We start from the raw sequence: 23,637 nt of genomic DNA, 5'->3' as shown, positions 1-23,637 counted from the left end.
GGTGGCGGGGGTCGCGCGGACGGGGGTTGAGCGGGCCCGTTCGAGCCAGTAAAGTCGAACATGCGTTCGATGGCCGGACGTCGTCGCCTTCCCCGCGGCGGTTCGGGGGAGGGCGTGCGCCGTGGCGGGGGATCGTGCTGTCGCGGGCGGATCCGGCGCGGGCCGAGCTGCTGTGGGGTGGTGCGGCTCGCGGGCGCTCGGTGTGGGCCGGGCTGCCCTGGGCGGGGCTGTCGCGGGCCGGGCTGCCCCGGGTGAGGCTGTCGCGGGTGAGGCTGCCCCGGGTCGGGTTGTCCTGGGCGGGGCTGCTGTGGGTCGGGTTGCCCTGGGCGGGGCCGCCGCGGGCCGGGCTGCCGTGGGTGGGGTTGTGCCGGTGGGGACCGGTACGGCCCGGCGTGGGGATCACCGGTGGCCGGTCACCGAGGCTGGGGAGCTCTCGGGACCGGCCGCACGGCGACCCGCACCGGGCGCGGTGCGGGCGTGAGCGGCGAGGGTGCCCTGCGGAAGGTCGCAGGTGACCGTGCTGTGGGTGATCGTGCCGCAGGGGATCGTGCTGCGGGGGGCCGTGCTGCGGGGGGCCGTGCTGCGGGGGGCCGTGCTGCGGGGGATCGTGCCGCAGGGGGCCGTGCTGCGGGTGAACGGGCCGCAGGGGGCCGGGCCGCGGGTGACCGGGCCGCGGGTGACCGGGCCGCGGGTGACCGGGCCGCGGGTGACCGGGCCGCAGGAGACCGGGCTGCGGGTGAACGGGCTGTAGGGGACCGGGCCGCGGGGGACCGGGCCAGCCGGCTCGACCTCGCTCGCGGGCTGCTGCGGCGGATGGAGGACCGGACGGCCGGGAACACGCGTCCCGCGCCGGCTCCGGGTGAGGACGGCCGGGTGCTCCCGGTCGCGGCACCGCTGGTGCCGTTGCTGCCTGCGGGAGGGCTGCGACGGGGCACCACGGTGTCGGTGTCGGGTGGCCCCGGGACCATGTCCCTGCTGTTCGCGCTGCTCGCCGAGGCATCGGCGGAGGGCGCGTGGGCGGGCGTGATCGGGGTGCCCGGGCTCGGTGCGGTCGCCGCCGCGGAGGCCGGGGTGCGGCTCGAGCGGCTCGCGCTCGTGCCCCGGCCGGGTGCGGACCTGGTGGCGGTGGCGGCCGCCCTGCTCGACGGGCTGGACCTGGTGGTCGTAGCCGGTGCCGCGCGGGCGGGGGTGCGCGCGGCGGACCGGCAGCGGCTCGAGGCGCGGGCCCGGCAGCGTGGCGCGGTGCTGCTGGCGCTGGGCGCCTGGCCCGGCGCGGACCTGTCCCTGGGCTGCTCGGGCTCGCGGTGGCGGGGGACCGACCGGGGCGCGGGCCGGCTGCGGTCGCGGTGCGCGGTCGTCCGTGCGACGGGCCGGGGGACCGGCGCGGCCGGCCGGGAGACGGCGCTGCTGCTCCCCGGCCCTGCAGGGGCGGTGGAGGTCGAGGAAGCGACTCGGTTCGCCGTGCCGGTGGGCCTCCCGGAGGAGAGCACCCGCTCCGCGGCACGCCGTCCGGGTGGGCCGGACGTGGGCGCTCGGGAAGGCGTGGGCGCGACAGCTCTCCCGGCCTCCGAGGCGGCGGTCTCGTGACCCGCCGCCCCCCTCTCCGTGATCACTGTTTCGGACCCATGAGCGCCACCTACGGCGCGGATGGGTCCGATACGTCGATCATGGAACTTCGGTGGTGGCGCAACTGGTCCGAGCGTGCCGGTCACACCGGTGATCACGGTTTCGGACCCAGTGGTGCGGATTTCCGCACCTGTCGGTCCGACTTGCCGATCATGGGTCGGACCGCGTGACCGCCGGGGTGCCGCGGGCGGACGAGCGGGTGCTCGCGGTGTGGTCGCCCGACTGGCCCGTGACCGCGGCGATGCAGGCCGCGCACGTGCCCCGGCACCGTCCTGCCGCGGTGTTCCTGGCCAACCGGGTGGTGGCGTGCTCGGCCACCGCGCGGGCGGCGGGGGTGCGGCGGGGGCTGCGGCGGCGCGAGGCCCAGGCCCGCTGCCCGGAGATCGCGGTCCTGGCCCCGGACCCCGAGCGGGACGCGCGGCTGTTCGAGCCCGTGGTCGTCGCCGTCGAGGAGCTGGCGCCGGGGGTGGAGATCGTCCGGCCGGGGCTGCTCGTGCTGCCCGCGCAGGGGCCGGTGGGATTCTTCGGCGGGGAGCGGGGGGCCGCCGAGCGGTTGATCGACGCGGTCGCCGCGGCCACCGGCGTCGAGTGCCAGATCGGGTTCGCCGACGGGCTGTTCGCCGCGGTGCTGGCCGCCCGCCGCGGGGTGGGGGTCGAGCCGGGGCGCAGCGCGGAGTTCCTCGCCCCGCTGGGCGTGGAGGAGCTCGACCGCGAGCCGGACGTCGACCGGTCCGAGCTCGTGGACCTGTTGCGCCGCTTGGGATTGCGCAGCCTGGGGGCGTTCGGGTCGCTGAGCGCCGCCGACGTCGCCTCCCGCTTCGGGGCGGACGCCGTGCTCGCCCACCGGCTCGCCCGCGGCCTCGACCCGCGCCCGCCCGTCCGCCGTCGTCCGCCCGAGGAGCTGGCCGTGGAGGTGGAGCTCGATCCGCCGGTGGACCGGGTCGACGCCGCCGCCTTCGCCGCCCGCGCGCTCGCCGAGCAGCTGCACCGCGCGCTCGCGGGGCACGGGCTGTCCTGCACCCGGCTCGGCGTGTGGGCGCGGACCGGATCGGGTGAGGAACTGCTGCGGGTCTGGCGCTGCGCCGAACCCCTCACCCCGTCCGGGACGGTCGACCGGGTCCGCTGGCAGCTCGACTCCTGGCTCACCCGCGGTGGCTCGGGCGCGATCGTCGCGCTGCGGCTGACCCCGGAGGAGACGGTCACGGCGGGCGCGCTGCAGCTCGGGCTGTGGGGCGACGTCGGGGAGGCCGACGAGCGGGCCGGCCGCGCGCTGGTCCGGGTGCAGGCGCTGCTCGGGCCGGAGGCCGTGGTCACGGCGGTGCTGTCGGCGGGGCGGGATCCGGGGGAACGGGTGCGGTACGTGCCGTGGGGCGACGACCGGGAGGCCGGCTCCCGTGCCGCCGGCCCGCTCGAAGGGCCGCCCCCGGCCCCGCCGGCCCCGGGCTACGAACCCACCTCGCCGCCCGATCCGCAGGGCCGGATCCTGAGCCTGGTCCGGGACGAGGAGGACACCGCCCGCCCCTGCCCGCGCCGCCTCGGCCTGCTGTCCGGTCCGGGTGCGGCCGGCGCGGTGTGCTCGCCCTCGGTCTGCACGGGCATGGTCTGCCCGACCTCGACGGTTCCGGCCCACCCGCGCCCGGACAGGGCGTGCACGGACAGGGCGTGCACGGACAGGGCCTGCACGGACAGGGCCTGCACGGACAGGGCCTGCACGGACAGGGCCTGTGCGGATGCGGGGTGCCCGGCCGGCGGGGGGACGACGGTCCCCGGAGGGATCCGCCCCGCGCCCCTCCCGGTCGTCGTGCCCCGGGGGTTCGCGCCCGGCGCCCCCGCGGCGGCGTTGCGGGGGACCGGGCCCGTGGCGCAGCAGGACGAGGAGTCGACCGCGCGCAAGCTGCCCCGCTCCCGGCAGGTCCGCACCAGCCGGGCGGCCCGGAACCCGGTCCCCGTCTGGCCCGGGCGGCTGCCCGCGCCCTCCCCGGCGACCGTCCCGGAGGATCCCCTGCCGGTCGAGGTGCACGACGAGCAGGGCCGGCCGGTCCGGCTGCGCGCCCCGGACCTCCTCGACGGCGACCCGTGCCTGCTCCTCGTCGACGGCCGCCCGCCGCGGGAGATCAGCGGCTGGGCAGGCCCCTGGCCGGTGCTGCAGCGCTGGTGGTCGCCGGAGGCGTCGGGGGGTTCGAGGCTGCAGGTCGAGCTGGCCGACGGGGCGGCGTTGCTGCTGGTGCTGCGGAAGGAGCGCTGGTGGGTCGCCGGGATCTACGACTAGACGGTATGGAGGCCCCAGCCCGGACCTCCGTACCGTCTAGCGCGCCGGTATGCCGTCCAGGGAGAGGGCGAAGCGGCCGACCGCGCCCGCCAGGGCGTCGACGTTGCGGTCGAGCGCGGTGCGATCGACGTTGGCCAGGGTGTCGCAGGCCTGGTGGTAGCAGGGATCGAACGGCTGGCCGGCCTGTCCGCCCCACTGTGCCGCCTGCGCGGCCGTCTTGCGTTCCTCGGCGCCGGTGAACAGCCCGCCGGACGGGATGCCCGCCTCGATGAAGGGGCCGTAGTCCGAGCGGCCGTCGAAGTCCGTGCCCGCGCCCTGCACGCCGAGGGTCCCGAGCTGCTCGAGCAGCACGCGCTCGATCGTCGCCGAGCCCTCCGGACCGGGCCCTTCGCCCTGCCGGTCGGAGTCGTCGCCGTCGTAGACGAGATAGCCGGCGTTGTGGCCGCCGACCATGTCGAGGTTGAGGTAGAGCGCGATCCTCGCCCGGTCGGCCTCGGCGAGCCCCTCGACGTACCGGGTGGAGCCCACGAGCCCGACCTCCTCGGCGCCCCACCACGCGAACCGCACGGCGTTGGTGACCTGCGGGTTCGGGCCGAGCGCGGTGGCGACCTCGAGCAGCGCGGCGCTGCCCGTGCCGTTGTCGTCGATACCCGGTCCCTCGGGCACGGAGTCCAGGTGCGCCCCCGTCATCACGACGCGGCCGGGATCCCCGGTGGTCGTCTGGGCGACGACGTTGCGGCTGGTCGTCTGCGTGGTCTCGGTGGCGAGGGTGAGCTCCGCAGGCGCGCCCGCCCGCGTGGCGAGGGCCCTGCCGGCCGAACCGGTGACGCTGGTGGTCGGCACCGTCCCCGGCGTCTCCCCGAGGGTGCCCTGCAGCGGCGAGTCGTCGGTGTTGACCACGATCACGGCGCCCGCCCCGGCCCGCGCCGCGTTCTGCGACTTGACGCCGAACGCGCAGGTCCCGCGCAGGACAACCGCGATCGCTCCGGCGGGCATCCCGGTGAAGTCCTCGGCCTCGCACCCGGAGGTGGCGTCCTGGGCGACGACGTGCAGCGGGGCGCGGAGCCCGCCCGCCGGGGTGGCCGGGGAGAAGCCCAGCACCGCCGTGTCGACCGCGGCGCCGCCGACGGTGAGCCGCTGGTCCCGCACGGCGAAGTCGCGGACCTCGAAGGTCGGGGTGTCCACGGTGAACCCCTTGTCGCGCAGGCTCTTCGCCACGTACTCGACGCTCGCGTCGTAGCCCGGGCGCCCGAGCGCGCGGGTGCCGCCGTTGTCGTCGGCGATCCGCTGCAGCTGTTCGAGACGGGACCAGGCGCCGTCGCCGCTCGCGGTGGCGACCAGCCGGGCGGGAAGCCCCTGATCGGGAGCAGGTACGGACGACGGGGCGGGGGTCGGGGCGGTCGCGCTGCACCCGGCCAGCACCAGGGCCAGCAGGCCCGCCAGGACCATCCGTGCGCGCATCGCCGCCCCACCCCCGCCCGAGCCGCCGGCCTGTCCGATCCGTCGGCCCCGTCTCGTCCGTCGACCCCACCTGGTCAGGCTGCCCCGACTGATCAGTCGGCTCCGTCTGATCAGTCTGCCCGGCCCGATCCGTCTCGTCCGCCCGGAAGCGACGGAATGCCCAGTGTCGACGATCCGGTCCGGCCCCGCCCGGCGGACGTCCGGTCGGGTGATCCACGGGATCCACGGCCGCCACACGGGTGTGACACAGGTCTTTCTCAGGCGCGGACGATTACCTGGACCCTGTCGCCGGTGGTGCACGTGACGGAACATCGCAGGCGGCATCGGGCGGGCGCGACCGGTCAGCTGGGGAGCCCCCGGTTCCGCGCCGCCCGAGGGCCCGGACGACGCCGGTCGGGGGCTGGGGAGCGGCCCGGCCGGTGTCGTCCGGTGGATTCGGTCCTCGGGGCCCGCGAACCTGTGGACAACTCGCCTTCCCGGGTCTCGACGCTGGCGTTCACGTCGGCGTCAAGGTCTAGCGTCGTTCCCACGAGGAGGGGCGATGCGGATCGGTGAACTGGCCGAGCGGGCGGGCGTGAGCACCCGGGCGCTGCGGCACTACGAGGAGCTCGGGCTGCTGCCCGCGCGGCGGGCGGCCAACGGCTACCGCGCGTACGGCGCGGAGGACCTGCGGGCGGTCGCGGAGATCCGCACGCTGGTGGGCCTGGGCCTGTCGCTGGAGGAGACGCGGCCGTTCGTGGAGTGTCTGCGCGCCGGGCATCCCACGGGTGGGAGCTGCGCGAGCTCCATCGCGGTCTACCGGCAGAAGCTCGCCGAGGTCGACGCCTCCCTCGCCCGGCTCGGCGCCGTGCGCGCCGAGCTGGAGACGCAGCTGCAGGAGGCACTGCGCGAGCGCGCACCGGAGCCCCGGTGCGGCCTGACCCCCGTCTTCACCCCGGAGGGGACATGATCGAGGAGATCACGGATTCGTCGTTCGAGGAGCGGGTGCTGCATGCGCCGCTGCCCGTGCTCGTGGAGTTCACGGCGAGCTGGTGCCCGCCGTGCCGGATGATCGCGCCGGTGCTGGCCCAGCTGGCCGGGGAGCTGGCGGGCCGGGTCGAGATCGTCGCGCTGGACGTCGACGCGAACCCGCGCACGGCCGCGGCGGCCGGCGTCCTGGGTATGCCGACCATGAGCCTCTACGTCGGTGGGCAGGTGGTGGCCCAGGTCGTCGGCGCTCGGACCAAGGCGGCGCTGCGGGCGACGATCGAGCCCCACCTGCCCGTGGCCGAGCCGCCCGTCGCGGTCTGAGGTCGCGCCACGTGCGTGGCGGGGGGCGGGGGAAGCGATGCCGGGGCGGGGTCTCTGGAGTGGCCCGTGCTCGGACAGGCCGTTCCTGATCGGGTCGGCCGTCGGCCTGCTTCGCGCGACGGTCGGTCGGGGGACGGGCCGGCCCCCTGGTCGGAGGCCCGGCCTCATCGAGGGTGCGGGCGCCTGGCCCGGCGGGTCAGGTGATCACCGCGACCGGCGGGGCGGCATCGAGCTCGGGTGAGTCCTGGCCCGCCGCCGGCCCGCGGAACGACGCCGGCGTCGCGGTGCGGTCGAGCAGGAACAGGCCGATCACGCCGGCGAGACAGGCGGCGGCGGCGATGGCGAACGCGCCGAAGATGCCGTACGCGCCGCCGCCGGCGACGGCGATGCCGCCGAGGGTCGGGCCGAGGAACGCGCCGATGAAGGAGGTGCCGTTGGACCAGCCCATCGCCGTGGCCCGGGCGGGTAGCGGGTAGATGCCCGAGGTCGTGGTGTGGACCAGGTTCATCGTGGAGTGCCCGCCGATGCCCATGAGGGCGACGGAGACGATGGCGGTCGGAACGCTCAGGGGGAGCAGGAGGATGCCGAGCAGACCGAGCAGGGTGCAGGATCCGGTGGCGATCGAGACGACGGCGCTGCTGCTCCGGTCGGCGGCCCACGCGGTCGCGAACGAGCCGAGGACGGCGGCGCCGGTGAGCGCGAAGGTGAACAGCAGCGCGGCGCTGAGCGAGAAACCCAGATCGATCATCGACTGGGCCGCCCACACGTTGAGCCCCTGCCACGCGATCATGTTGGCGATGGCGCACACCGCGATCACCGTCGCCACGGCGGCGCCGCGGCCGGCGAACACGGCGACCAGCTTCTGCCGGATGCTCCACGCGCTGCCCGCGGTCTCCTGCGCGGTCCGGGGCAGGCGGCCGGCGAGGACGCAGGCGAGGATGACCACCGCGAAGCCCGACCCGACGAAGAACATGGCGCGCCACCCGAGGGTGGGCAGGATCGGGATGGCCAGCAGCGCGGCGACCACGCCGCCCAGCGGGATGCCGGCCATGGTGACGGTGACGATCAGGGAGGCGCGGCCCTGCGGGGCGTTGTTGCGGGCGATGGTCATCGCGGTGGTCAGGGCGGCGCCGACGCCGATGCCGCTGAGCAGCCGCGCGGCGCCGAGCATCCCGCCGCTGACGGCGAGACCCGCGACGGCCGCACCGACCGCGAAGATCGAGATGGCCGCGGCCAGGGTGGCCTTCTTGCCGAGGCGTTCGGCGACCACCGGGGCCAGGAGCGAGCCGAGCACCGCTCCGATGTAGACGACGCCGCCGATGAGGCCCAGCTGCGAGTCGGTGATGCCCAGCGTCGGATCGGCCAGCAGGAGCGGCACGACGGATCCGAAGACGATGAGGTTGTAGCCCTCGATGATGGTGACGATCATGCACAGCACGACCGTGAGGGTGCGACCTCGGTCTGAGGTGGCACCGGTGTGCTCGGCCAGCTTCATGGATGTCCTCCCGGCGTCATCGCCGTGACGGGATCTGGGGCGCGGCAAATGCTGAGGCCGTCGCGCGTGTCACAGAACACTCCCGTCCCGGGAATCGGGACGGCATCGGGGCTGGTCAGCGCTCCGTGTTCCTAGGGTTCGGTCGTGTCCGTCGGGGCGCACCGGGCGCGCAGGCCCCGCCGTCGGACCCCGCAGGACCGCGGCTCCGGTTCGTCCCGAGTGCCGATCCCCTGCCCGACCCGAGAGGCGGCCCCCTTGTCCGGTCCCTTGTCCGACCCGGCCCTCGACCCCGTCGCCGGCACCCGTCCCGGTCAACTCGGTGACATCGTGGTCGTCGACCTCAGCCGGGCCCTGGCCGGGCCGCAGGCGACGATGATGCTGGGCGATCTCGGTGCCCGGATCGTCAAGATCGAGAACCCGCGCAGTGGTGACGACACCCGGGGATGGGGACCACCGTTCGTCGGGGACGGCGAACGGGAGTCCACCTACTTCCTCTCGGCGAACCGCAACAAGCAGTCCCTCGCCCTGGACCTGAAGTCCGGCGACGGGAAGGCGGCCCTGACCGAGCTGGTGCGCCGCGCCGACGTCCTGGTGGAGAACTTCCGCACCGGGGTGCTGGACCGGCTCGGGTTCCCCGTCGAACGGCTGCACGAGATCAACCCGCGGTTGATCGTGCTGTCGATCTCCGGGTTCGGCCACGACGGGCCGGAGGGTGGCCGCTCGGGCTACGACCAGATCGCCCAGGGCGAGGCCGGGTTGATGTCGGTGACCGGATCGGGACCCGACGACCCGCAGCGGGTGGGGGTGCCGATCGCCGACCTGCTGGCCGGCATGTTCGGCGCCTACGGGGTGCTCGCCGCCCTGCACGAGCGCGAGCGCACCGGCGTCGGGCAGGTGGTCCGCACCTCGCTGCTGGCCGCCGTGGTCGGCGTGCACGGGTTCCAGGGCACTGCCTGGACGGTGGCCGGCGAGGCCGGGGCCGCTCGTGGCAACCATCATCCCTCGATCTCGCCGTACGGGCTGTTCCGGTGCCTCGGCGGTGCCGTGCAGATCTCGTGCGGCAGCGAGGGGCTCTGGCGCCGGCTGTGCGCGGAGTTCGACCTGGACCCGGAGGCGGAGGGGATGCGGACCAACGCCGACCGGGTCGGACATCCGGATCTCGTGCGGTCCACCGTGGAGAAGGCCTTCGCCGGCGACGCCCCGGATGCCCTGCTCGCCCGGCTGGCCGGGGCCGGGGTGCCCGCGGGGCGGGTCCGCTCGATCGACGAGGTGTACGCCTGGGAGCAGACGGCGAGCCAGGGCCTGCTGGTCGACGTCGACCACGCGACGCTGGGCCGGCTCACCCTCCCCGGCCCGCCGCTGCGGTTCTTCGACGGGGCGGGCGCCGAGCGCCCCCGGCGCCGGCACGACGCGCCGCCGACGCTGGACCAGCACGGCGAGTCGCTGCGCCGGGAGCTCGGCCTGCCCGCCGAGCGCCCCACCGCGGACCCCGCCACCGCCGCCGATCCCGCCCCCGCCGGCACCGCCCCGGAGGCCGGCCGATGACCACCAGCGCCCGCCCACGGAGCCTCCTGCTCGTCGACGGGCTCGCCGACGAGGGGACGTTCCGGTCCTGGGACACCGCCCCGGGACCGGTCCCGCGCGCTGTCGACACCCCGGCCTACCGCGGCGAGCTGGCGGCGGCGCGGGAGCGCAGCGGCGCGGACGAGTCCGTGCTGACCGGCGAGGCGCACGTGGGCGGGCACCGGGTCGCGCTGGTCGTCAACGAGTTCGGCTTCCTGGCGGGATCGATCGGGGTGGCCGCGGCGGAGCGGCTGCTGGCCGCGGTCGAGCGGGCGACCGCGCAGGGCTTGCCCCTCCTGGCCGTGACGGCTTCGGGCGGGACCCGCATGCAGGAGGGCAGCCTGGCGTTCCTGCAGATGCCGGCGATCGCCGCCGCCGTCGCGGCGCACAAGGACGCCGGGCTGCTCCATGTCGTCTACCTGCGGCACCCGACGACCGGGGGTGTTCTGGCCTCCTGGGGCTCGCTCGGGCACCTGACCGTGGCCGAGCCCGGCGCCTTCGTCGGCTTCCTCGGGCCCAAGGTCCACGCGGCTCTGCACGAGGGCCGGCCGTTCCCGGCGGGTGTGCAGTCGGCCGAGAACCTGCTCGCCCACGGGGTGGTGGACGCGGTGGTCCCGGCCGAGGACCTGGCCGGGTACCTGGCGGGGCTGCTCGCGGTCGTGACCGCCCGTCCCCGCCGCCGGCTGTGCCCGACCGGTCGGGCGACCCCGCCCGCCGACGGTCCGGCCGCCGACGCCTGGGACAGCGTGACCCGCACCCGCCGCCGCGCGCGACCGGGCGTGCGGCAGCTGCTCGACGAGGGCGGGTCGCCCCTGATTCCCCTGGGCGGCAGCGGTCGGGGCGAACCCGCCGACGGGTTGCTCGTCGGCCTCACGTGCCTCGGCGCGGCACCGTGCGTCCTGATCGGGCAGGATCGCGCCGCGCAGGAGAGCGCGCCGCTCGGGCCCGGCTCGCTGCGGACCGCCCGCCGCGCGATGCGGTTGGCCGAGCAGCTCGGCCTGCCCGTGGTGACCGTCGTCGACACCCCGGGGGCCGCCCTGTCGGTGGCGGCCGAGCAGGGCGCGCTGGCCTTCGAGATCGGCTCGTGCCTGGCCGACCTGGCCGACCTGGCGGTGCCGACCCTCTCGGTGCTGCTCGGGCAGGGCAGCGGCGGCGCCGCCCTCGCGCTGCTGCCCGCCGACCGGGTCCTCGCCGCCCGCCACTCCTGGCTCAGCCCGCTGCCGCCGGAGGGCGCGTCGGTCATCCTGCACGGCACCGTGACGCGGGGCCCGCAGGTCGTGGCGGCCCAGCAGGTGCGCAGTACCGACCTGCTCCGCGCCGGACTGGTCGACGTGATCCTCGACGAACGCCCGGACGCCGCCGACGAGCCGGCCGCCTTCTGCCGCCGCGTGGTCGCGGCCGTCGAGGACGAGCTGCTCTCGGCGCCGCAGCTGTCCCCGGCCGAGCGCCGCGCCCGCCGCCGCGACCGGTACCGGGGCCTCACCCGGCTCTGAGGCACCCGGCTCTGAGGCACCCGGCCCTGGGGCACCCGGCCCTGGGGCACCCGGCTCTGGGGCCCACGCGGAGCCCGGCCCCGCCGGCGGTCAGTGCCGGCGGGGCAGGGCCACCGTGACGTCGACGGCCGGGTTCAGCCCGTGCAGCCCCCGGACCGCCTCGGCGAACTTGCCGGCGAACGCGTGCGCGGGCATCACCACCGCGATCGCCTGCAGCCCGCCGACCGGCCCGGGCTGGGCCGTCGCGACCGCGGAGATCCCGAGGTCGTGCTCCTCGCGGTCGACGGCGATCGCGGTGCGCCGGACGTCCTCCAGCTCGTCCAGGAGCTGCCCGCGGTCGGTCACGGTCGTCGCGGTGAACCGGGTCAGCCGTGGGGGGAGGAGCTCGCGCACGCGCTCGTCCGGCAGCTGCGCCAGCAGGGCCTTGCCGATGCAGCTGGCGTGCAGCGAGAAGCTCTTGCCGACCTGGGTGACCCCGCGCAGCCGGGCCGGCGACCCGATCTGGTCGACGACCACGACCTCGCGCCCGGAGAAGATCGCCAGCTCGACCCGTTCGTGCACCTCGCGGGCCAGCGCGACGAGCTTCGGCCGGTTCGCCGCCAGCAGCCGCAGATGCGTGGTCATGCCGAACTTCAGCAGCCCCGGCCCGAGCACGTAGCCGGGGCGTTCGTGGTCCTGCGAGCGCACCACGTACAGCTCGCGTTCGAGGCTCTGCAGGACCCGGTGCACGGCGGAGCGGGGCAGCCCGGTCCGGGTGGTGATCTCGTTGATGCTCAGGCCCTGCCGGCTCTCGGCGAGGGCGTCGAGGACGACGGTCACCCGAGCCAGGTCAGCCATGCCACCCCACCCGTGCCTCCTCGTCGTCGTCCACCTACGGGGCCGCGGTCCAGGTGCGGGTGACCGTGAGCGCGAGGGCCCGCCAGTCCGCGGCGACGACCAGTGTGTACTCGCCGAGGGTGTGCAGCACGGGAGCGGGATCGAGGACCCAGCGCGTGTAGTGGGCGCGCGCGGTCCACGTCCCCGGCTCCTCACCGGCGACGACGACCAGGGTGGACACGTCGTGGCGGTGCCGGACGGGGCTGCTCCAGAGCCGCCCGAACAGCCGGCGCGCCGCGGCGGGCTCGTCGCTCGCGTCGGCGGGGAAGACGATCCGGGCCGTACCGAGGAGCTCGACCGCGGCGTCGACGTCCTTGCGGTCGGCGATCTCGACGTAGGTGTGCAGCAGGTTCGCGATCCGGTGCCGGGCCAGGGCCTCCGCCGCGGGCCCGGCGGTCACGGGCGCGCCCCCGGGTGGCGCCGCTGCCACGCGCGGACGTAGGCGCGGCCGTAGTCGTTGCCGTGCGGGGTGCGCAGGACGGTGTGGACGTGGAAGGGCTTCGGGGTGTCGTAGTCGAGGAAGACCCCGCAGTGGTGGTCCAGCTCGACGATCACCACGGGGGACTGGATGCGGTAGTAGAAGACGTCCCCGGGCCGGTGCCCGCCGATCCAGGAGAACCAGGTCTCCGCCGTCCGCTCGCGGATCTCGCGCATGCGCGCGGCCCGCGGCCCCGGCGGGAGCAGCGCGACGAACTCCTCGACGATCCGCAGCGCGAGGACCCGGGCGTCGTCGGGCATGTCCGCGACCCGGACCCCCTCGACCGGGATGACCCGGTTGTCCTGGAACGCGCCGCCGAGATGGCGCTCGTCGCCGGGGTGGACGCGGCCGGCGGGCATGGCCGGGTCGACCATCTGCTCGTAGACGACCGCCGCGCGCCGCTGCTCCTCCGGCAGGGCGGCCATCAGGTCGGTGCCGAGGCGGATCCGCTCGGCGTAGGCGCTGACCCCGGCGTGCGGGCCCTCGTCGATCTCGTCGGGCTCGGCGCCGAGGAACACCGGGCTGACCACCATGCGGCCCTCGACGACCAGGCAGTGGACCGCGGCGTGATGGCCGAACAGCTGCCAGCCCCAGGGCGCCACGGGATCGGGCCGCCCGTAGAGGGCGATGTTGTAGCTGAACTCGTTGAGGATCGGCTGCAGCCCCACGACCTCGCCGAGGAAGCCGTTGATCAGCATCATGTCGTGCACCAGGCGGTAGCCCTCGGGGCTCAGCGACGCCTCGACCAGGGCCAGCGCCCGGCGCTGCACCTCCGGGGACCGGAACTCCAGCCGCACCCCGGTGTCGAACTGCAGGAACTCCGGATTGGCCCAGGTCTGCCACTCCACGGCGTCCACCGGATGGTTCAGGGCGGCCCGGCCCTCCTCGTCGAGGGACTCCTCGAGCGCGCGGGCGGCGGCGACCATCGCCTCCACCGGCGCCTCCTCCCCGGGGCGGGCCGGGGTGAACGGATGGCAGTCCGCACGCAGCGTGCCGTCCTCGGTGATCCCGCGGAACTCCGCGAGCTGCAGCGGGGCCCACCCGCGGATCAGGCCCCCGGTGAACGGGTCGGCCTTGGCGGCCTCGCGGTACTCGTAGGCGTCGAGGCCCGTGAGGTCGGTGATGCGCGGCGAGTCGGGCGGGAAGAGGTACGAGCGGAACTCGGCGGGCATGAGGGCTCCTCGTGCTCAAGGTCGGGTCGGGGCGGATCGACGCGGCGGGACGGTCGCCGCTCAGCCGGGGGCGTTGTGCCGGACGACGGCGGCGCGGACCGCGGCCTCGTCACCGCCCACGACGGCCTCGACCAGGTCGACGTGGACCTGCATCCGGGCCGCGCGGTAGGCGACCGGGTCGTCGGTGCCGCCGAGCTGCGGGGACGCCGCGCCCAGGTGGCCCAGGGTGCCGAGGTACACGGCCCTGGCCATGGCGTTCGGGCACAGCCCGGCCAGCTGCTCGTGCAGCGCCCAGTTGGCGCGCACGAAGCCGTCCCAGTCCGGGGCGTCGGCCATGGTGGCGAGGTGGTCCCGCAGCGTGCGGGCCCCGGCGGCGCCGCACCGGCGCGCCGCGCCCACGTCGATCAGCTGCTCGAGCTCGTTGCGCAGCTCGACCGCGTCGGCCACCGTGCTCGGGTCCTCCCGGACCTCCAGCAGGGTGCGGCGCATCCGCACCACCGGTCCCTGGTCGGCCACGAACAACCCGCCGCGGCGGCCGGGCCGGATCCGCAGGACCCCCCGGTCGGCCAGCAGCCGGACGGCCTCGTTGACCGTGGCCCGCGCGAAGCCCGAGCCCGCGCGGATCTCCTCGATGGTCCCGATCGGGTCGCCGGGGCCGAGGGCCTCGGCGCGGATGCGCGCCTCGACCGCCGCGGCGAGGTGCTCGGCGCGCGTGCGCGGCCCGGCCGCGGCGAGATCGACCGCGAACCCGCGCGGCACTGCGGTCGCCCGGCCGGCGGTGGCTTCGTCCGTCACAGTGACAGTGAAGCATAAAGTCCGTAACCTTTACAGACGTTTCCGAGTGGAGGAGCGCACATGCGCATCGTGGGGATCGACCGCGGCCGTGGCCGGGTCGACGTGGCGGGGCTCAGCGAGGACGGGAGCCGGGTGAGCGTGCTCGCCGGGCTGGAGGAGTTCTGGGCGGACCCGCGCGGGTGGCTGGAGCGGGCCGGCGGTGAGGGGGGCGAGCCGGTGGCGTCGGTGGAGCTGGTGCCGCCCGTGCTCCCCGGGGCCCGGGTGATCTGCATCGGGCTCAACTACCTGCGCCACGTCGCGGAGGGCAGCTACCGCGACGAGGCGCTGCCCGAGCACCCGACGCTGTTCGCCCGCTGGACCCGCTCCCTCACCGTCGACGGTGCCGAGGTGCCGGTCCCGGACGACGAGGACGGGCTGGACTGGGAGGGCGAGGTCGTCGCCTGGGTCGGCGACACCCTCGTCGACGCGGACCCGGAGCAGGCCCTGGCCGCGGTCGTCGGGTACTCCACGTTCAACGACCTCACCGCCCGGCGCGCGCAGAAGCAGACCTCGCAGTGGATCCTCGGCAAGAACGCCGACCGCTCCGGCCCGCTCGGCCCGATGGTGCCCGCCGGCGAGGTCGGCGACCTGCGCGACGGGCTGCGGGTGCGCACGCGGGTCAACGGCGAGCCCGTGCAGGACGGGTCGACCGACGAGATGGTCTACCCGGTCGGCGAGACCCTGGCGCACATCTCCCGGACGTTCACGCTGCACCCCGGTGACCTGCTCGCCACCGGCACGCCCTCCGGTGTCGGCTACGCCCGTACGCCGCCGTGGCTGCTGCGGCCCGGGGACGTCGTCGAGGTCGAGGTCGAGCGGCTCGGCGTGCTGCGCACCACGGTCGTCGGCAGCGAGCACCGTGCGGCGGCTGTCGCGGCGACGGGGGCCGGCGCGTCCCGGGTGTGACTGCGGGCCCCCGGGTCGATGTCCCGGGAATCGGGACGGGACCGGTCCGGTGACCCCCGTCCCGCTCCTAGGGTGCGGCGGCGCCCGCGCACCGCCTCCGCCGACCGCCGCCACCCCCCGGGAGATCATGTGGACCCGTCCCGCACCGCCGCCCGCCGCCTCCGGACCGACGTCGCCGTGGTCGGTTTCGGCCCCGTCGGCAAGCTGCTGGCGATCCAGCTCGGGAGCCGGGGCCACCAGGTCGTCGTGGTCGACCGCAACGAGGTCGACTACCGGCTGCCCCGCGCCGTCACCCACTGTTCGGACTTCGCCCGGATCCTGCAGTCCGTCGGGCTGGCCCCGGACACCATCGGGCACATCACCGAGCCCTACGACGACATGTACGTCTGGCGCAACGGCGCCGGTGAGACCCTCGTCGAGGTCGACTGGAGCGGCCGGGGCGAGTCCGGCTGGTACAACACGTACTTCTTCAGCCAGCCCGCCCTGGAACGCGCGCTGCAGGAACGCGTCGACGCGCTGGGGTCGGTCCGGGTCCTGCGGGGCTGGGAGGCCGTCGGGCTGGAGCAGGAGCACGGGCGGGCGCAGCTGACCGCGCGGTGCGAGGGCACCGGGGAGGCGGTCGTCGTCGACGCGGCCTGGGTGGTCGGGGCCGACGGCGCCCACAGCCGCGTCCGGGAGTGGGCCGGGATCGGCTGGCACGACGAGGGCTACTTCCACGACTGGCTCGTCGTCGACGTCGAGCCCCGGCCCGAGCTGCGCTTCCCGCACGTGGCCAGCCAGTCCTGCGACGTGCGGCGTCCCTCGACGATGGTCCCCGGCGGCCCGGGCCGGCGGCGCTGGGAGTGCATGCGGCTGCCGCACGAGACCAAGGAGGAGCTGAACCGGGCCGGCAAGGCCTGGGAGCTCCTCGCCCCGCACGGCATCACCCCGGCCAACTCCGTGCTCGAACGCCACTCCACCTACACCTTCCAGGCCGGCTGGGCCACCGAGTGGCGCCGCGGGCGGGTCCTGCTCGCCGGGGACGCCGCCCATCTCATGCCCCCGTTCGCCGGGCAGGGCCTCGGCGCCGGCGTCCGCGACGTGATGAACCTGAGCTGGAAGCTCGACGCCGTCCTGCGCGGGCTGGCCGGCGACGATCTCGTCGACACCTACGGGACCGAGCGGCTGCACCACGTCAGCGCCTTCGTCCGGTTCTCGGTCGAGCTCGGCCAGGTCATCTGCATCACCGACGCCGACGAGGCCCGCCGCCGCGACGAGCGCATGATCGGCGAGTGGGCGGCGGGGAAGAAGCCGCCCGCCCCGCCCCGCCCCGGCCTGGGGTCCGGCCTGCACGCCGGGACCTGGGGCGGGACCCTCGCCCGGCAGGGCCGCGTGGAGCTCGGGGGTGAGCCGGCGGCGCTGTTCGACGACGCCCTGGGCGGGCCCGGTGCGCTGATCGCCCGCACCACGTCGGCGCTGGCGGAGCTCCCCGAGCACCTGCGCGCGCCGCTGCGGGAGCTCGGCATCTCCCTGGTCGCACTGGCCGGGCCGCCCGAGCCGGGCGTCGTCCCGGTCCGCGACGTCGACGGCACCTACCGGGCCTGGCTCGACGAGATGGGCGTCGACGTCGTGCTCGTCCGCCCCGACTTCCACCTCTACGGTGCGGGCGACGCCCACTGTGCCCCCGAGCTCGCGGGGTCGCTGCTGCGCCGGCTCCGGGACGTGTTCGCGGGCGCCGCATGATCCTTCATCGAACGGATGTTCGAGTAGGGTCGGGGGATGGGATGGAGCAACCCGGACGTCAGCTGGCGTGAGCTGGAGGGGGTCCTCTCCGGGCGCACCGGGAGCAGCCTGCGCGGCGGTCCGGAGGCGGACGGCGGGGACTCGCCGGCCTGGTCGCGCAAGCGCGAGTCGTACGAGCCCGCGGAGGGCCTCGAGCGGATCGAGCCGACCGTCCCGTACGCGGAGCTGCACTGTCACTCCAACTTCAGCTTCCTCGACGGGGCGAGCCATCCCGAGGAGCTGGTGGCGCGCGCCTACCAGCTGGGCCTGGAGGCGATCGCGCTCACCGACCACGACGGGATGTACGGCGTGGTCCGGTTCGCGGACGCGGCACGGGCGCTGGGGGTGCGCACGGTCTTCGGCGCCGAGCTGAGCCTGGGCCTGCCCGCCCCGCAGAACGGCGTCCCCGATCCGGAGGGCAGCCACCTGCTGCTGCTCGCCCGGGACCCGCAGGGGTACGGCGCGCTGTGCCGCACGATCAGCGCGGCGCAGCTCGCGGGGGAGGAGAAGGGGCGCCCGGTCTACGACCCGCGGCAGGTCGTGGAGGACACGGCGGGCCGGGTCGTGGTGCTCACCGGCTGTCGCAAGGGCGCGGTACGGCAGGCGTGGCAGGCGGGTGGCCCGCGGGCCGCGGCGGAGGCGCTGCGCGGGCTGGTGGAGCGGTTCGGCCGAGAGCACGTGGTCGTCGAGCTCACCCACCACGGGCTGCCCACGGACACCGAGCGGAACGACGTGCTGGCCGCGCTCGCCGCCGAGGCGGGCCTGCCCGTCGTCGCCACCACGGCGGCGCACTACGCCACCCCCGCGCGGTTCCCGCTGGCCGGAGCGCTGGCCGCGGTGCGGGCCCGGCGGAGCCTCGACGACATGGACCCCTGGCTGCCGCCCGCCCCCACCGCCTTCCTGCGGTCGGGGGAGGAGATGGCGGGGCGGTTCGAGAAGCGCTACCCGGGGGCGGTGGCGCGGGCCGCGGAGCTGGGGCGGGAGCTGTCGTTCGAGCTGAAGCTCGTGGCGCCGGAGCTGCCGCCGTTCGATGCCATGGACGAGGAGGCGGAGAAGCGCCTGCTGCGTGAGCTGACCTGGCGGGGGTTCGCGAAGCGCTACGGCGACCCGATCAGGCACCTGCGGGCGGCGGCGAAGATCGAGTACGAGCTGCGGGTCATCGAGGACCGCGGCTTCCCCGGCTACTTCCTGATCGTCAAGGACATCGTCGCCGCGTGCGAGGAGCGGGACATCTTCTGCCAGGGCCGGGGCTCGGCCGCGAACTCTGCGGTCTGCTACGCGCTCGGCATCACCAACGTCGACGCGGTGGACCACGGGCTCGTCTTCGAGCGGTTCCTCTCCCCGGCCCGGGACGGCTACCCGGACATCGACGTGGACATCGAGTCCGGCCGCCGCGAGGAGGTGATCCAGTACGTCTACGAACGCTACGAGCGCACCCACGCCGCCCAGGTGGCGAACGTGATCACCTACCGCCCGCGCTCCGCGGTGCGGGACATGGCGAAGGCGATGGGTTTCTCGCCCGGCCAGCAGGACGCCTGGAGCAAGAAGATCGAGCGCTGGACCGGCCTCGACGAGAGCACCCGGCCCGACGATCTCCCCGCACCGGTGCTCGAGCTGGCGGACCAGCTGCTCGGCTTCCCCCGGCACCTCGGCATCCACTCCGGCGGCATGGTCATCTGCGACCGGCCGGTGTCCCAGGTGGTGCCGGTGGAGTGGGCGCGGATGGAGAACCGGACCGTCGTGCAGTGGGACAAGGACGACTGCGCCTCGGCCGGCCTGGTGAAGTTCGACCTGCTCGGGCTGGGCATGCTCACCGCCCTGCACTTCATGACGGACCTGGTGGAGAAATACACCGGCGAGCGCGTCGCGATGCACGAGCTCGACCAGAAGGACCCGGCCGTCTACGCGATGCTGCAGGAGGCGGACTCGGTCGGGGTGTTCCAGGTGGAGTCGCGCGCGCAGATGGCCACGCTGCCCCGTCTGCGTCCGGAGTGCTTCTACGACCTGGTGATCGAGGTCGCGCTGATCAGGCCGGGTCCCATCCAGGGCGGCTCCGTGCACCCGTTCATCAAGCGGCGCAACGAGGAGCAGCGCGGCGAGGAGCGGAGCTGGGACTACGACCATCCCCTGCTCGCCGGTGCCCTGCACAAGACGCTCGGGGTGCCGCTGTTCCAGGAGCAGCTCATGCAGATCGCGGTCGACGTCGCGGGCTTCTCCGCCGGGGACGCCGACGAGCTGCGCCGGGCCATGGGCTCCAAGCGCTCCGCGGAGAAGATGCAGAAGCTGGAGGCCCGGTTCTTCGAAGGCATGGCGGTCAAGGGGATCTCGGGCGAGGTCGCACGGACGATCTTCGACAAGATGCTCGCCTTCTCGAACTTCGGCTTCCCCGAGAGCCACTCGATCAGCTTCGCCGCGCTCGTCTACGCCAGCTCCTGGTTCAAGCTCTACCATCCGGCCGCCTTCTGCGCGGCGCTGCTGAACTCCCAGCCGATGGGCTTCTACTCGCCGCAGTCCCTGGTGGCGGACGCGCGCCGGCACGGCGTGGTGGTCCGCGGGCCGGATGTCAACGAGGGTGGTGCTGCCGCCATCCTCGAGCCCGACGACCACAGCACGAGCGGGTTCGCGATCCGCACCGGGCTGCGCGAGATCCGCACGATCGGGCCCGAGCTCGCCGAGAAGATCGAGGCGGAGAAGCTCGGGGGCGGGATCTTCCGCGATCTCGCGGACCTCGCGCGGCGGGTCACGCTCACCGGGCCGCAGGCGGAGGCGCTGGCCACGGCGGGGGCGTTCGGCTGCTTCGGCATCGAACGGCGGGCCGCGCTGTGGGCGGCCGGGGTGGTGGCGGGGGTGCGCCCGGGGCACCTGCCCGGCAGCGCGGTCGGGCTGGACGCGCCGCCGCTGCCGGGCATGACCGAGGTCGAGGAGACCGTGGCGGACGTGTGGGCCACCGGCGTCTCCCCGGGCCGCCACCCCATGCAGCACCTCAGGGAGAAGATGGACGCCCTCGGCGCGATCCGGATCGACCGGCTCGACGCGGTGGGACGGACGGGGGATCCCGAGGCCGGCCGGGATCCGGCGCGCAGGGCCGCGGGCCGGGTGGTGGGCGATCCCGCCGATCCGCACGATCCCGACCGTCCGCCGCCGCGGGTGCTGGTCGGGGGGCTGGTCACCCACCGGCAGCGGCCGGCGACGGCGCGCGGGGTGACCTTCGTGAACCTGGAGGACGAGAGCGGGATGCTCAACGTCACCTGCTCGGAGGGGCTGTGGGCGCGCTACCGGTCGGTGGCGCTCGGCAGCGCGGCGCTGCTGGTCCGGGGCCGGCTGGAGCGCAGCCCCGAGGGCGTGCTCAACCTGGTGGCGGACCGCCTGCAGCGGCTGCCGCTCACGGTGGCGGTCAGGTCGCGGGACTTCCGATGAGGACCGTGACGTCCGGTGGGCGGGCGGCGGGAGCACACCCGCCCACCGGGGTCGGTGGCGGCCGGACCGATGTGGACGGCCCGGATCGCGGGCCCCGGGACGGCCTCGTGGCCGGCGGGGCGGGGAGGGTCAGCGCACCAGTGGCGCTCCCAGCGGTCGCGCCGGTCCGCCCAGCTCCTGGGTCATGCCGTCGTAGAAGATGTAGACCGCCGTGAGGACGAACAGGGCCGCGACGATGCCGGCGATGGTCAGCAGCGCCGTCGAGCCGTTCAGGGTGGCGACCAGGACGAGCGCGACCGTGATGGTCACCAGCGCGAACACGGCGGTGAAGGCCAGCGGCAGCCGCAGCGTCGCCAGGGTGAGCACGGCGAACACCACGAGCCAGGCGATCAGGAAGGTCGCCTGTGCCGTCCCCGCACTCGCGGCGGGGATCTTCAACCAGTCGTTGACCAGGGAGAGGACGAGGTAGGCGTAGCTGAGCCAGAAGGTCGCGAAGACGGTGAAGATCGCGCCGACGGCGCCCTGCCCGATCCGGATCGCCCACCAGCCGGCCACGAGCAGGCCGAGGCCGGCGACCAGCAGCGTCATCGGGACGAGGGTGCCCACCGCGGCGGCGGGCAGGTAGCCGAACAGGTAGAGCGTCAGGCCGATCCCACCGACCATGAAACAGGGCAGCCCCAGCAGGGCGGGGTTGCCGGCCGGTAGTGCGGCGGCCGGTGGGGACTCGACGGGCGCGGATACGGTCTCAGCGGCGGTGCTGTGATCGGTGCTCATGGACACGCTCCTGACATGTTGGCCATGCGGGCGCGGAGCCGTCCAGGTCGCGGGCAAGGAGTGTGCTCCGTCACACCGTATTAACGTCCACTTCGGTGCGTGCTGCTTTCTCAATCTGACACAGCGGGTGTTTTTCACACGACGGAGCCGGGGAGCGCCCTCGGCGTTCCCCGGTCCCGTCGTGCGCCGGTGTCAGGTCACTTCACGATGGCGTTCCCCATCGGCATCGCCTTGCCCCCGAGGTCCTGGGCGAAGCCGTCGACCAGGATGTAGGCGAAGATCAGGCAGAAGACGAACGTCGTGATGCCCGCGATCGGGAACAGCCCGGCGTTGCCGGTGCTGACGCCGAGGAAGGCGAGCACGAAGGTGATGTCCACGAACACGAAGCCCGCGGTGAACGCCAGCGGCAGCCGCAGCGTGGCCAGCGTGAGCAGGATGAACACGAGGGTGAACGACAGCAGGTAGGCCCGCTGCACCTCGGCCACGCCCGCCGCGTCGGTGATGCCCCACCAGCCGCTCGTCAGGCCCGCCAGCAGGACGCCGAAGCTCATCCAGAACGCGGAGAACACGCCGAAGATCGCCGCGACGGTGTTCGCCGCCACCCGGCCGGCCCAGATCGTCGAGACCAGCAGGAACAGCCCCGCCGAGATCGAGACGATCGGGATCATGCCGCCGGGAAGCTTGGCGGTGTCGAGATAGCCCACGAACCACAGGCCCAGGGTGATCCCGGACGGCAGGAACGTGATCAGGCCCAGGAGGGCGGGATTGGCCACCGGAGCGGCCGGGGCCTGGGGCTCCGCTGCGGCATGCGCCCCCGCCTGCACGTCGCTTTCCACGCTCATGAAGTGCTCCTCGTCGAGTCGGCCGGCCGTATGCGTACGGCGTCGGCAGACAGGATTGTGCGCGCGGTCACAGCGGCGGCGGACCCTACGAAAGAACAGAACCGGACCTCGACTTTCACTGCGCAACAACCTGTTCGGAGGTGAGCTGACCTTCCGGTCCGGTCCCGGCCCCGGCTCTGCGAGGATGGCGGTCGTGAGGGCCGGGCCGAACGCACCGCGGGCGCCACGCCCGGCCCCGGCCGGACGGGGTGCGGAGCCGGCCTCGGCCGGCGGGGATGTGGGGTCGGCCGCGGTCGGCCGGGGTGTGGTGTCGGCGGCCGGCCGGGGTGCTGTCCGGTGACCCGGCCCGAGCCCCCGACCCCCGAGGATCTCGCGGGCGCTCCCGCTCCGGGCGCCGACGAGGTGAGCGGCACCGGCTGGTTCGACACCGGCCCGGAACGCCCCGCTCGCGCCGATGCGGAGCCACCCGACGCCGTTCGCACCGGGGCCGTGCGCCCTCCCGGCCCGACCCCGTGGTCGGTGGACCGGCCCGGCCGCCCCGCGCTCCCGGACCACCTCCGCCCCGTCGGCCCCCCGACGGACGAGGACAGGCCCGGCTCCGCACGACCGAGCCCCGTGCACCCCGTGGGGCGTCCGCACCAGGCGCGGCCGGGCGCCCCCGCGGGTCCGCTTCTGCCCGGGGCCGGTCGGCCCGGGCTCGTGCCGCCCGGTCCGGGGCGGCCGGGCCAGGCGCAACCGGGCCAGGCGCAACCGGGCCAGGCGCAACCGGGCCAGGCGCAACCGGGCCAGGCGCAGCCCGGCTCGGGGTGGACCGGCTCCTGGCCCGCGGGTGGTCACCCCTCGGACCCCGCCTCTCGCCCGTCCCGGCCCGGTGACCTCCCGTCGGTCCCCTCCCGCCCCACACCACCCCGGGCCGAGCCGGAGCCCTCGTCCCCGGCCCCCCTTCCCCCGACGCTGTCCGCTCCCGCGCCTGCGCCACCGCGGCGGCCGGGGTTCGGCGGCTGGCTGGAGGCCCACGGGGCCCTGCTCCTGGTGCTGTCGATCGCGGTCGTCGGGATGGTGCAGGTGCTCACCGAGCACTGGCGGCAGGGGTCCGCGCTGCTGGGCGGGGCGTTGCTCGTCGCGGCGGTGCTGCGGGGGGTGCTGCCGCCACCCAGGGCGGGGCTGCTCGCGATCCGCGGCCGGGTGGTCGACGTCGTCTGCTACTTCGTCTTCGGGATCGCCGTCCTGCTGCTCGCCCTCACCATCACGCGGGGCTCGCTCACCGTGGGCTGACCGCGCCCACGTCCTGTTGATCATCCCCCGCGGAGATCATCAGGACCTCACCGCAAGTTCGCCATGATCATTCAGCGCCGAGGTCCTGTTGATCACCACTGGGGG

The 23,637-nt window shown here is 75.1% G+C and carries 19 protein-coding genes; 11 read left to right on the top strand and 8 right to left on the bottom strand.

Features of this window, described 5'->3' with window-relative positions:
- Positions 1-511 precede the first annotated feature (511 nt).
- The 3 genes from ABD324_RS34050 to ABD324_RS37440 all read left to right on the top strand — a co-directional run bounded on the left by ABD324_RS34050 (position 512) and on the right by ABD324_RS37440 (position 3,895).
- A complete protein-coding gene (locus tag ABD324_RS34050; protein ID WP_344426881.1) occupies positions 512-751 on the top strand; it encodes a hypothetical protein in 240 nt (79 codons plus the stop codon).
- A 122-nt stretch (positions 752-873) separates the two neighbouring features.
- Positions 874-1,587 (top strand): hypothetical protein, encoded by a 714-nt coding sequence (locus ABD324_RS34045; RefSeq protein WP_344426879.1) that lies wholly within the window; start codon positions 874-876, stop codon positions 1,585-1,587.
- 205 nt (positions 1,588-1,792) lie between these two features.
- A complete protein-coding gene (locus tag ABD324_RS37440; protein ID WP_425565961.1) occupies positions 1,793-3,895 on the top strand; it encodes a DNA polymerase Y family protein in 2,103 nt (700 codons plus the stop codon).
- A 36-nt stretch (positions 3,896-3,931) separates the two neighbouring features.
- Here ABD324_RS37440 and ABD324_RS34035 read toward each other — a convergent pair whose 3' ends face one another.
- Positions 3,932-5,356: a M20/M25/M40 family metallo-hydrolase gene (locus ABD324_RS34035; protein WP_344426877.1), complete on the bottom strand. Its 1,425-nt coding sequence runs from the start codon at positions 5,354-5,356 to the stop codon at positions 3,932-3,934.
- A gap of 541 nt (positions 5,357-5,897) precedes the next feature.
- Here ABD324_RS34035 and ABD324_RS34030 point away from each other — a divergent pair.
- Both ABD324_RS34030 and ABD324_RS34025 read left to right on the top strand, forming a co-directional pair.
- Positions 5,898-6,305 (top strand): MerR family transcriptional regulator, encoded by a 408-nt coding sequence (locus ABD324_RS34030; RefSeq protein WP_344426874.1) that lies wholly within the window; start codon positions 5,898-5,900, stop codon positions 6,303-6,305.
- Positions 6,302-6,646, top strand: a complete 345-nt coding sequence (locus ABD324_RS34025; protein WP_344426871.1) for a thioredoxin family protein — start codon at positions 6,302-6,304, stop codon at positions 6,644-6,646. Before ABD324_RS34030 ends, ABD324_RS34025 begins: the two co-directional genes overlap by 4 nt.
- A gap of 196 nt (positions 6,647-6,842) precedes the next feature.
- On the opposite strand, the gene ABD324_RS34020 is transcribed toward ABD324_RS34025, so the two are convergent.
- Complete coding sequence (locus tag ABD324_RS34020; protein WP_344426868.1) at positions 6,843-8,141, bottom strand: MFS transporter; 1,299 nt, start codon at positions 8,139-8,141, stop codon at positions 6,843-6,845.
- Positions 8,142-8,396: 255 nt separating this feature from the next.
- Here ABD324_RS34020 and ABD324_RS34015 point away from each other — a divergent pair, with 255 nt between their 5' ends.
- Both ABD324_RS34015 and ABD324_RS34010 read left to right on the top strand, forming a co-directional pair.
- Positions 8,397-9,686 (top strand): CaiB/BaiF CoA transferase family protein, encoded by a 1,290-nt coding sequence (locus ABD324_RS34015; protein ID WP_344426866.1) that lies wholly within the window; start codon positions 8,397-8,399, stop codon positions 9,684-9,686.
- Positions 9,683-11,197: a carboxyl transferase domain-containing protein gene (locus ABD324_RS34010; RefSeq protein WP_344426864.1), complete on the top strand. Its 1,515-nt coding sequence runs from the start codon at positions 9,683-9,685 to the stop codon at positions 11,195-11,197. Before ABD324_RS34015 ends, ABD324_RS34010 begins: the two co-directional genes overlap by 4 nt.
- A 90-nt stretch (positions 11,198-11,287) precedes the next feature.
- Here the strand turns inward: ABD324_RS34010 and ABD324_RS34005 are convergent, their stop codons facing one another.
- Genes ABD324_RS34005 through ABD324_RS33990 form a run of 4 tightly spaced genes read right to left on the bottom strand, consistent with a single transcriptional unit; the run spans position 11,288 to position 14,518 of the window.
- Positions 11,288-12,034 (bottom strand): IclR family transcriptional regulator, encoded by a 747-nt coding sequence (locus tag ABD324_RS34005; RefSeq protein WP_344426862.1) that lies wholly within the window; start codon positions 12,032-12,034, stop codon positions 11,288-11,290.
- 34 nt (positions 12,035-12,068) lie between these two features.
- Positions 12,069-12,473, bottom strand: coding sequence for a nuclear transport factor 2 family protein (locus tag ABD324_RS34000; protein ID WP_344426858.1), 405 nt, complete (start codon positions 12,471-12,473; stop codon positions 12,069-12,071).
- Positions 12,470-13,723: a DUF3500 domain-containing protein gene (locus tag ABD324_RS33995; RefSeq protein ID WP_344426857.1), complete on the bottom strand. Its 1,254-nt coding sequence runs from the start codon at positions 13,721-13,723 to the stop codon at positions 12,470-12,472. The genes ABD324_RS34000 and ABD324_RS33995 overlap by 4 nt, the downstream gene beginning before the upstream one ends.
- A 60-nt stretch (positions 13,724-13,783) precedes the next feature.
- Entirely contained in the window at positions 13,784-14,518 is a 735-nt protein-coding gene (locus tag ABD324_RS33990) for a FadR/GntR family transcriptional regulator (RefSeq protein WP_344426854.1), read from the bottom strand.
- Positions 14,519-14,578: 60 nt separating this feature from the next.
- On the opposite strand from ABD324_RS33990, the gene ABD324_RS33985 reads away from it, so the two are divergent.
- From ABD324_RS33985 to ABD324_RS33975, 3 genes are all read left to right on the top strand, one after another.
- A complete protein-coding gene (locus ABD324_RS33985) occupies positions 14,579-15,463 on the top strand; it encodes a fumarylacetoacetate hydrolase family protein (RefSeq protein ID WP_344426851.1) in 885 nt (294 codons plus the stop codon).
- A 129-nt stretch (positions 15,464-15,592) separates the two neighbouring features.
- A complete protein-coding gene (gene mhpA, locus ABD324_RS33980; RefSeq protein WP_344426848.1) occupies positions 15,593-17,185 on the top strand; it encodes a bifunctional 3-(3-hydroxy-phenyl)propionate/3-hydroxycinnamic acid hydroxylase MhpA in 1,593 nt (530 codons plus the stop codon).
- A 36-nt stretch (positions 17,186-17,221) separates the two neighbouring features.
- Positions 17,222-20,641, top strand: a complete 3,420-nt coding sequence (locus tag ABD324_RS33975) for an error-prone DNA polymerase (protein ID WP_344426845.1) — start codon at positions 17,222-17,224, stop codon at positions 20,639-20,641.
- A gap of 129 nt (positions 20,642-20,770) precedes the next feature.
- On the opposite strand, the gene ABD324_RS33970 is transcribed toward ABD324_RS33975, so the two are convergent.
- Positions 20,771-21,415 (bottom strand): GPR1/FUN34/YaaH family transporter, encoded by a 645-nt coding sequence (locus tag ABD324_RS33970; RefSeq protein ID WP_344426842.1) that lies wholly within the window; start codon positions 21,413-21,415, stop codon positions 20,771-20,773.
- Between the two features lie 197 nt (positions 21,416-21,612).
- Positions 21,613-22,257, bottom strand: coding sequence for a GPR1/FUN34/YaaH family transporter (locus ABD324_RS33965; protein ID WP_344426839.1), 645 nt, complete (start codon positions 22,255-22,257; stop codon positions 21,613-21,615).
- A 1,032-nt stretch (positions 22,258-23,289) separates the two neighbouring features.
- On the opposite strand from ABD324_RS33965, the gene ABD324_RS33960 reads away from it, so the two are divergent.
- Positions 23,290-23,532, top strand: a complete 243-nt coding sequence (locus ABD324_RS33960; RefSeq protein ID WP_344426836.1) for a DUF3017 domain-containing protein — start codon at positions 23,290-23,292, stop codon at positions 23,530-23,532.
- Positions 23,533-23,637: the final 105 nt, after the last annotated feature.

Source organism: Pseudonocardia ailaonensis (genome assembly GCF_039531635.1).
Classification (GTDB): Bacteria; Actinomycetota; Actinomycetes; order Mycobacteriales; family Pseudonocardiaceae; genus Pseudonocardia; species Pseudonocardia ailaonensis.
Note: the sequence above shows the minus strand (reverse complement) of the source record. Positions and strands in the feature narration are given on the sequence as shown.

What these genes read in the sequence shown, in the direction of transcription:
- ABD324_RS34035 (WP_344426877.1), bottom strand. Translation starts at nt 5,356, where the DNA reads ATGCGCGCACGGATGGTCCTGGCGGGCCTGCTGGCCCTGGTGCTGGCC.
- ABD324_RS34030 (WP_344426874.1), top strand. Translation starts at nt 5,898, where the DNA reads ATGCGGATCGGTGAACTGGCCGAGCGGGCGGGCGTGAGCACCCGGGCG.
- ABD324_RS34025 (WP_344426871.1), top strand. Translation starts at nt 6,302, where the DNA reads ATGATCGAGGAGATCACGGATTCGTCGTTCGAGGAGCGGGTGCTGCAT.
- ABD324_RS34020 (WP_344426868.1), bottom strand. Translation starts at nt 8,141, where the DNA reads ATGAAGCTGGCCGAGCACACCGGTGCCACCTCAGACCGAGGTCGCACC.
- ABD324_RS34010 (WP_344426864.1), top strand. Translation starts at nt 9,683, where the DNA reads ATGACCACCAGCGCCCGCCCACGGAGCCTCCTGCTCGTCGACGGGCTC.
- ABD324_RS34005 (WP_344426862.1), bottom strand. Translation starts at nt 12,034, where the DNA reads ATGGCTGACCTGGCTCGGGTGACCGTCGTCCTCGACGCCCTCGCCGAG.
- ABD324_RS33995 (WP_344426857.1), bottom strand. Translation starts at nt 13,723, where the DNA reads ATGCCCGCCGAGTTCCGCTCGTACCTCTTCCCGCCCGACTCGCCGCGC.
- ABD324_RS33985 (WP_344426851.1), top strand. Translation starts at nt 14,579, where the DNA reads ATGCGCATCGTGGGGATCGACCGCGGCCGTGGCCGGGTCGACGTGGCG.
- ABD324_RS33975 (WP_344426845.1), top strand. Translation starts at nt 17,222, where the DNA reads ATGGGATGGAGCAACCCGGACGTCAGCTGGCGTGAGCTGGAGGGGGTC.
- ABD324_RS33970 (WP_344426842.1), bottom strand. Translation starts at nt 21,415, where the DNA reads ATGAGCACCGATCACAGCACCGCCGCTGAGACCGTATCCGCGCCCGTC.
- ABD324_RS33965 (WP_344426839.1), bottom strand. Translation starts at nt 22,257, where the DNA reads ATGAGCGTGGAAAGCGACGTGCAGGCGGGGGCGCATGCCGCAGCGGAG.